General features: G+C 70.0%; 6 protein-coding genes and 1 pseudogene. 4 read left to right on the top strand and 3 right to left on the bottom strand.

What is annotated here, in order from left to right; all coding sequences use genetic code 11:
• The first annotated feature begins 954 nt into the window (after window positions 1-954).
• Window positions 955-2,463 carry a BlaI/MecI/CopY family transcriptional regulator gene (locus HCN51_RS46100; protein ID WP_168018255.1) on the top strand — a complete coding sequence of 503 codons (1,509 nt, stop codon included), beginning with the start codon at window positions 955-957 and terminating at the stop codon, window positions 2,461-2,463.
• 522 nt (window positions 2,464-2,985) lie between these two features.
• On the opposite strand, the gene HCN51_RS58550 is transcribed toward HCN51_RS46100, so the two are convergent.
• The 3 genes and pseudogenes from HCN51_RS58550 to HCN51_RS60540 all read right to left on the bottom strand — a co-directional run.
• Window positions 2,986-3,318 carry a zinc-binding dehydrogenase gene (locus HCN51_RS58550; RefSeq protein WP_206068670.1) on the bottom strand — a complete coding sequence of 111 codons (333 nt, stop codon included), beginning with the start codon at window positions 3,316-3,318 and terminating at the stop codon, window positions 2,986-2,988.
• A 460-nt stretch (window positions 3,319-3,778) separates the two neighbouring features.
• The gene (locus HCN51_RS60535; protein WP_240973954.1) at window positions 3,779-4,000 is read right to left on the bottom strand and encodes an alcohol dehydrogenase catalytic domain-containing protein; all 222 of its coding nucleotides are present in this window, start codon (window positions 3,998-4,000) and stop codon (window positions 3,779-3,781) included.
• A gap of 339 nt (window positions 4,001-4,339) precedes the next feature.
• Window positions 4,340-4,474 (bottom strand): annotated as a pseudogene (locus HCN51_RS60540) (IS5-like element IS4811 family transposase); the annotation flags it as partial.
• A 450-nt stretch (window positions 4,475-4,924) separates the two neighbouring features.
• Here HCN51_RS60540 and HCN51_RS46115 point away from each other — a divergent pair.
• From HCN51_RS46115 to HCN51_RS46125, 3 genes are all read left to right on the top strand, one after another.
• On the top strand, window positions 4,925-5,380 hold the full coding sequence (locus HCN51_RS46115) for a hypothetical protein (protein ID WP_168018200.1): 456 nt from the start codon (window positions 4,925-4,927) through the stop codon (window positions 5,378-5,380).
• Complete coding sequence (locus HCN51_RS46120) at window positions 5,350-5,760, top strand: hypothetical protein (protein WP_168018256.1); 411 nt, start codon at window positions 5,350-5,352, stop codon at window positions 5,758-5,760. Before HCN51_RS46115 ends, HCN51_RS46120 begins: the two co-directional genes overlap by 31 nt.
• Window positions 5,761-5,819: 59 nt before the next feature.
• The coding region (locus HCN51_RS46125; protein ID WP_168018257.1) for a tetratricopeptide repeat protein at window positions 5,820-7,865 on the top strand (2,046 nt) is incomplete at its 3' end.

The following is a 7,865-nucleotide window of genomic DNA, read 5'->3' on the forward strand; positions in this document are numbered from 1 at the left end:
CCTGGAAAACCTTGCGCGAGAGCTCTCTCTACAAACCAGACGACCGGCCCGGCTCGTGTCGGCTTCGGCTTTCGCGTGCCTGGCCGGCGTCCAGACGTCTCGGAGACCACCATAGACGATGGATCACCGGGTCGGCTAGTCGTGCGCACATTCGGCGTGTTCGGCGTGTCCGGCCCTACCGCGATCTTTACCGCTCGCGCCTGCCCTAAACGGGGCACACCGCGAAGCGCGGAATCTGCCGCACCGTGTGCCAGGCAGCGCCTTGCCGCGCCTGGTGATGGGGCGGGTCTTCAGCAGCCCCGCAGGGGCTTGCGCACGGCTCCTTGGCTGGTCGAAGTGCCGGCCGAGGGAACGCTTCGTGGCGTCGCGCCGAGCCGGGTGCGCTCTGACCCGCCCGGCCTCAGGCGGCCCGTCGTCGGGCCGTCGATCTGCCACCGCCTCCAGCTCGCCACCGCGGTTGCGCGGTCGGCGCATCACGCGCAACTTCGGCCGGAGGCGCCCTTGGCCTGAATAGCCCATCGCCCGGACGACATTCCGGCCCTTCTAACCCCATAACGCACCTCGGGTGCACGATCGGCCACCGACACGATCGCCGGCACCTGTCTTTGGTGCACCCACGAACACCGCAGGAGCACACCGTGAGCCATGCGCTCTCTTCAGTACGCCCGAAAACGGTGCCAGGTCGGACAACCCCTGGCACCGGCAGCGGTGACGTTCGCCTGCCTGCGGGCCACCTCGTCATGGGCCCGCCCGATGTCACCGCCACTTTCCCGTGGCGCGCACACCGGCTGCAGGTGATCCCGGAGGCGCCCGTGATCTAGATCAGCCGCCCACCCGGAAGAGACATACCCGGGATCTCCTAACCCCATAACGCACCCTGGGTGCGCGATCGGCCACCGGCACGATCGCCGGCACCTGTCTTTGGTGCGCCCACGAACACCGCAGGAGCACACCGTGAGCCATGCGCTCTCTTCAGTATGCCCGAAAACAGCCCCCGGCCACCGCTTTGACCGGCGTTCCGGCGAGGCCGACGCCCCGAGCCCCGCCGGGACCGCGCGCTCTCCCGTCCGCCTGGACGACCTGCCGGACGGCACGGTCAAAGTCCCCCTCGAACTGCCGCATGGAGCGGCCTGGCCCGTCGCGGTGCAAGTGGCCGCGCTGTCGCAGCGGCAGGCGGGCTGCACCGCGAGCATCGGTTACCTGGCCAGACGGCTCGGGGTGCACCCTTCCACGATCTACCAGGGGCTCGCTGCGGCCGGAAGATGGATCGTCACCGACTCCAGCACGTCCGTGACTCGCCGCTTTCTGGCCCCGATCCCGGAGAACGCCGCGTGGGCCCGGATTTCCTACCGGGCGGCGGCCGGAGTCGGCTGTCACCGTGTCGGCGGTGTGTGGGCGCCCCGCCGGAACCGGGCCGCGCTACTGGAGCTGTATTGCCGGTTGCGCCGCGATGAGGAGGTCGGCCGGGTTCGTGAGCAAGCCGCGCTGGCCGAGGATCTGGGGGTGACGGATCGGACGGTGCGGTCTCTGCTGGCCACGCTGGAGGCCGACGGCTGGATCACCCGCCACCGTATGGGCCGTTTGATCGCTTACCGGACACATGATGCGCCTTTGCGCTCCGGTCCCGGGGTTCGTGAGGAGGAGGCGGGCGGGGGCGCCGTGTCCGCAGGGGAAGATCGATCCCGGAAAGCTGAACGAGATGATCGCGGAAGCCACGGCGAAACGATCTCGGAAGGCGAGCCTGCACAGAAGCCTGACGATCAAGCGGGAGGGAGGAAGCGTGATTGTTCTCCTCTCGCCGTAGGCGATCTACAGCACCGTAGGAGCGCTGAGGACGAGTCGCTGCGCGAGAGGGCACAAACCGGCGGCGCCGACAGGCAGGTGGTGGAGCGGCTGCCGCACCCGGCGATGCGACCCGGCGGGGCGCTGAGTGTGATGTGCGCGTTGCCGATCGAGTGGCAGGCGCGCATGTCGGATACAGATCGGGAACGGGTGCTGGCCGCGATCGAGGCTGAGCTCGGCAAAGGCCGGACCGCCGCCGAGCTGTCGGCTCGCGTACGTCGCCGGCTGGCGGTCTGGCGCGGGTTGCCGGTGCGGCGACCGGTGGCGGCGGCCTTGACCGTGGTGCGGCGCGGCTACCGCTGCCCGCGTCCTGAGTGTGAGGATCATGTGCTGCCCTCCGGGCATCCCTGTCTGGCGTGCGTGGCCATCGGAGCGCAGGTGAATGAGGCACGCCGGGCGCCGGACGTCGCCTCTGCCGTCCGTAGCCCTGGTGACCGACCGGCACGGCCGCTCAAGCCCGCACCCTCTCCCCCGCTTTTTCGGGGCGGTTCGCCGGACGACTTCGCCGATGCGCGCCGCCGTGGCGCGGCCCTGGCCCGCCGTGCGCTGGAAGCCCGGGGGCTGCCGATCGTCGACAGGCTCACCTCGTCCTGGCGAGGCACTCGTATGGGGCGGTGGTGAGGCAGGTGGGCGCGCAGGCGTCAGGACCGGCTCCGTTCCGGGACGTGGACCCTGTGGGCCATGGTCCCCGCACGCGGGAGCGATCGCCGAAGGCCCAGGTGCGTGAACGCGTATCCGATCTCGGCTGCTGTCGGGTCCTGGACAGCGCCTCGATGATCGTGCACTCATGGCGGGGCCGTGTCCTCATCACCAGGTCACGACGACAGGGGCGAGACAGTGGGCGGTCGGGTCGTGGTCGGTCAGCAGTTGCCGGTGCGACGTGCTGTCATCAGCCAGGCCCGCTTTCCTGCGGGCGCGGCGACGGGCGGGACTGATGCGCTTTCCGGTGATTCGCCGCCGGGCTGAAGGTCCTTGGTGCTTGCCTGCGGTGCGAGGAGAACATGACAAGTTGTCGAGCGCCCGATCGCTGAGCGAGCCGGCCGGGCGGCCTTGCCGTTCAGGGCAGCAGAACGGGTTTGACCACCTCGCCCGCGACGGCGGCCTGCTCGGCTTCGTTGATGTGGGCCAGGAGGAAGGTCGTGATCAGTTTTTCGACGGGAAGCGTCCCTGCTGCCAGAGCCGGACCAGCGCGGGGATGAGGAGTTGCGGGACGGCGTCGCCTTCGCAGCTGCCCATGAGGTTGCCTCCGGCCGGTACGAGCTTGGGATCGAGCACCAGGTCCGCCTGGGGAGCGCCGAGCAGGCCGCAGGTGCCGGTGGGGCGCAGCGCGGCGATCGCGGTGGCGATGACCGCAGGCAGGCCCGTGGTGTCGATCGTGTAGTGGGCTTCGCCGGTCACCTCCTGCAAACGTCTCGGCAGGTCCTCACGGGTTCCGTCGAAGGCGTGGGTCGCTCCGAGTCCCCGTGCCAGGTCCAGGCGTGCGGGGGCGGACGTCGATGGCGACGATCGTGGCGGCCGCGCCGGCCACCCGCGCGGCCATGATCGCGCTCAGGCCGACCGCTCCCGTCCCGAAAACGATCATGCTGGCCCCTGTGGCCACCTTGAGCGCGAGCAGCACAGTTACCCGCGCCGGTCTGGATCGCGCAGCCCAGTGGGCCGAGTATCGCCAGCGGCAGGTCCCTGCCGACCTTGACCGCGTTGCGGGCTTGCGGCGACGAGCGCGTGGGTGGCGAACGAGGACTGCCCGAACCATCGTGCGGCCACCGGATCCCCCGCATGATCGCGTACGGGCCCGGTCCGTCCACGCCGTCGCTGTCGCCGGTGAGGTTGCGCGGGAAGAACGTGGCGCAGTAGGCGGGGTGTCCGGCCAGGCACAAGTCGCAGCAGCGGCAGGAGTCGTAGGACCGGACGACGTGGTCTCCCGGGCGCAACCCGGTCACCCCGGGCCTATCTCCTCCACCATTCCCGCGCCTTCGTGCCCGAGGATGAGCGGCCACTGGGCCGGATACCCCGGTGCGCGCTGCAGGAGGTCGGTGTGGCACATCCCGACCCCGGCGATCTTGATCAGGACTTTTCCCGCGTCCAGGTCGCGAAGCTCGACGTCCTCCAGGTCGTGCGGAGCGTCGGGTGCTCGCAGTACGGCCATCTTGATGTGCATGACCTTCCTTCCTCGGTCGCGCACTGCCTCGTCCGCCGCGCCCGCCCGGGGGCGGTCAGAGGTGAAGATCGCGCTCCTCGCCGTCGAGGTCGCCGCAGTCCGGCGGCCATCGTCCCCGGCACGGCGGCAGGGACGCATCTGTCGCATGACTGGGTGGCGCGCGCATGTCCGGGGTTGGCCGGTCTTCGTCCGTGGCGGGGGTATCGTTGGCGGCTCTTGGCGGCAGCACCGGTAGGAGTCCCGCATCGCACATTGGTGGGCTGGGCCAGGTCCGAGATCGCCGCTTTTCTGGAGCAGGCTCGCCCGCAGATGGAGATGGCCGGTCGCTTGAGTCGCTGTATCGAACTCGTCTCGGCGAGGATGTTTCTCTGGGCGGCCGCCCTTGGGCGTCAGACAGGCGGGCACCGGTAGCAGGGGCTCGATGAAGTCCCACTCTGCGTCGGAGGTGTCTGAAGGACAAAGGCGATGACGCATCGGGCTCACGCTCCCGCCTTGGACAGCAAGGCCGGCGCCGACTGGACCGCGTTGAGCTGCCCCAGCACCAGGTTGGCCCATTCCTCCTCGGGTCGCGCGGCCGCGTGCGGCCACGGTGGCCGACAGCAGGCTGCTGATCCGGGTCGACTCGGTGCGCGAGCGCGAGCGTTCGTAGGCGATCCAGTCGTCGGGTGAAGATGAGAAGCGGTAGCCGTCGGCGTAGGTCCAGATCAGCGGGGTCAGGTGCGCCATCGGCGAGACCTCGCGGCTGTAAAGGATGCCCTTGCGGACATGGCTAAGGCTCAGCCCGGTGGCGCCCACCAACTGGTGAGCGGTCAGCCCGGCCGGGGCGAGCCTCCAGCAGTGCCAAGCGCACCTGGTCGCCACAGACGTTGACGGCCAGGCCCCGCCGACGCTGCTTCCGGTCATCGCCGTCAGCCACAAGCCGACGTGATCGAGCTGCGGCAGGCCCCGCGCAAGCGGCATGACGGCATGACGGATCTCCGGTGGGACGAGCTCGGAGATCTGTTCGATCCCAACCTGATGGGCGCATTGCCGGACTTTTTCGTCCCGGACGCCACCGTCGGAGACCGCGCCAGCGAGACCGAGTGGACCTCCTGGCTGAGGTTGACTCGCTGGAAGAGGTGTTGGAGCGGGCGAAGACCGATTGGCGTCTGGACTTCCGACGCCAAAAGCACGCCATCGATCGACGGATGCGGCACAGTCGAGCACATCACCGTGCCGGTCTCTTGTGCGGCATCGCAACAGGTGCGGGTTTTATCCAGGGATATCTCCAAGCTCGCCCGGTTTGCGCCTGCCACATCTGGCCGTGCGGCGTACGATCGGCTCACCTGTTGGATCCGGCCGGAGGGCGTATGGACGTCTCTGCTGTGGTGCCGTTGCTGATGCCGTATGCGAGCGCGGCTATCGCCGCCTACGGGAGTGCGGTGCTGACCAAGGCGCAGGACGTGGCCGCCGATGAGACGATCGGCATGGGGCAGCGCCTGCTGCAGCGCATCTGGCAACGGCCGGAAAGCCAGGCCGAGCTGGAGAGCGCGGTGGCCGACCGGGTTCAGGCGCCTGACGATGATGACAGCCTGGCCGCGCTGCGGTTGCAGATCAAGAAGGCGCTCGCCGCCGATCCGGCGCTGGCCATGGAACTCGCCGACATGCTCGGCTCGGCCACCGCCTCGATGACGGTGAACGCCATCGGTGAGCGAGCGGTGGCTGTGAGAACCAACACCGGCATCATCCAGACCGGCGACCACAGTCACGCCGAGCGGTGAGCATTCCCCCGCGGGAGCACCCCTCGGCATCCGCCCGAGGGCCCGGCGCCGTTGGCGTGGTGACCAATCACGGCATCATCCAGACCGGTCCCAACGCCTCAGCGACCATCGTGCAACCCACACGTCCCGCCCCTCAGGCCCTGGCCGGTCTGCCGGCCGCGCCGGTCGGCTTCGTCGGCCGCGCCGGGGCTCTGAAGGAAGTGCTGGCGTTCCTGGACCGGGCAGGCGGGAGTGGGGCGGCGAGGGTGTTAGCGGTGGCGGGAATGGCCGGGGTGGGCAAGACTGCGCTGGCGCTGGTTGCCGCTCACCAGGCGATGGCCGAGGACTGGTTCGGTGGCGGGGTTTTCTTCATCGACCTACGCGGGTACACCCCCGACCCGTGCGAGCGCGTGCCCGCCACCGCGGCGGCGGGGCAGTTGCTGCGAGCGATGGGCATCCGCGACACTGATCTCCCGCCCACCGGCGAGGAGCAGCTGGGCTTGTACCGGTCGATGCTGGAGGAGCGGGCCCGCAAGGGACGGGCGGTGCTGGTGGTGGCCGACAACGCCGCCACGACCGGCCAGGTGGAGCCACTGTTGCCGGCCCAGCCGGGTCACCGGCTGCTGGTCACCTCCCGGCACATCCTGGCCCTGCCGGCCCATCTGGTCGATCTGGCCGTGTTGCCCGAGGCCGACGCGGTTGACCTGCTGGGCACCGCTCTGGAGATGGGGCGGACCGATCCGCGTGTCGCGGCCGAGCCCGGGCCCGCGAAGGAGATCGGGCGGTTGTGCGGGCGGCTGCCGCTAGCGTTGCAGATCATCGCCGCCCTGCTGCGCGCCGAGCCCGGCCGTCCTCTTGCTGACGTGGCCGCAGAACTCGCCGACGCCCACCACCGGCTGGATGCCCTCGACAGCGGCGATCGTGACCCGTACGGCCGCCCGCTGGCGGTCCGGGCCGCGTTCGACCTGTCCTACCAGCACCTGCTGGCCGACCAGCCCGAGCAAGCCCGGCTGTTCCGGCTGCTGCCGCTCAACCCCGGCCCGGACATCTCGCTCCCGGCCGCGGCCGCCCTGGCCGATACATCGGAGCCGGTGGTACGGCGGCAACTGGCCGCACTGGCCCGCGCTCACTTGCTCACCACGCCGGTCGCCGGCCGGTGGGGCATGCACGACCTGGTCCGCCTGTACGCCGGCCAGCACGGTCTCAGTCAGGCAGTCGACGACCAGCGCGAGCAGGCGCTGGACCGCCTTCTGGGGCATTACCTCGACACGGCCGAGTTCGCCAACGCTCATCTGCGCGCCCTGTCCGGCCAGCCCGTTCCGGACCGGTTCACCGGACGAGACGACGCCCTGGCCTGGTTCGGCGCCGAACGCGCCAACCTCGTCACCGCCGTCGCTGTGGCCCATGCCGCCGGTCGCCATCAGATCGCCTCCTGCCTGTCGGCATGCCTGAACGTCTACCTGTCCTGGCGGCGGGCCCTCGACGATCTCCTGACGGTCAGCACAATCGCGGCGGCCGCCGCCAGCCAGCTCGGCGACCGCCGCGGCGAAGGCGGGGCACTGAACAACCTCGGCCTCGCCCTGCGCGCGGTGCGGCGCTTCGAGGAGGCCCTCACCGTCCACCGGAACGCCGTCACCATCTACCGCGAACTCGGCGATCGCCACGGCGAAGGCCAGGCGCTGAACAATCTGGGCAATGCCCTGCAAGAAGTACGGCGCTTCGGCGAGGCCCTCACCGTCCACCGGAACGCCGTCACCATCTACCGCGAACTCGGCGATCGCCACGGCGAGAGCGGAGCGCTGAACAACCTCGGCCTCGACCTGCGTGAACTGCGCCGCTTCGAGGAGGCCGTCACCGCCCATCAGGACGCCGTCGCCCTCTGTCGCGGGCTTGGTGACCGCCGCGGCGAAGGCCAGGCGCTGAACAACCTCGGTCTCGCCCTGCAAGAAGTGCGGCGCTTCGGCGGGGCCATCACCGCCCACCGGGCCGCTGCCACCATCTATCGTGATCTCGGAGATCGGCACAGCGAGGGCACGGCGCTGAACAACCTCGGCCTCGCCCTGCAAGAAGTGCGGCGCTTCGAGGTTGCCATCATCGCACTCCGGGCCGCCGCCACCCTCCATCGT

Source organism: Nonomuraea composti (assembly GCF_012034275.1).
Classification (GTDB): Bacteria; Actinomycetota; Actinomycetes; order Streptosporangiales; family Streptosporangiaceae; genus Nonomuraea; species Nonomuraea composti.

Bases quoted from the DNA above. Each gene is read 5' to 3' on its own strand.
- HCN51_RS46120 (WP_168018256.1), top strand. From the start codon at position 5,350: ATGGACGTCTCTGCTGTGGTGCCGTTGCTGATGCCGTATGCGAGCGCG.
- HCN51_RS60535 (WP_240973954.1), bottom strand. From the start codon at position 4,000: ATGCACATCAAGATGGCCGTACTGCGAGCACCCGACGCTCCGCACGAC.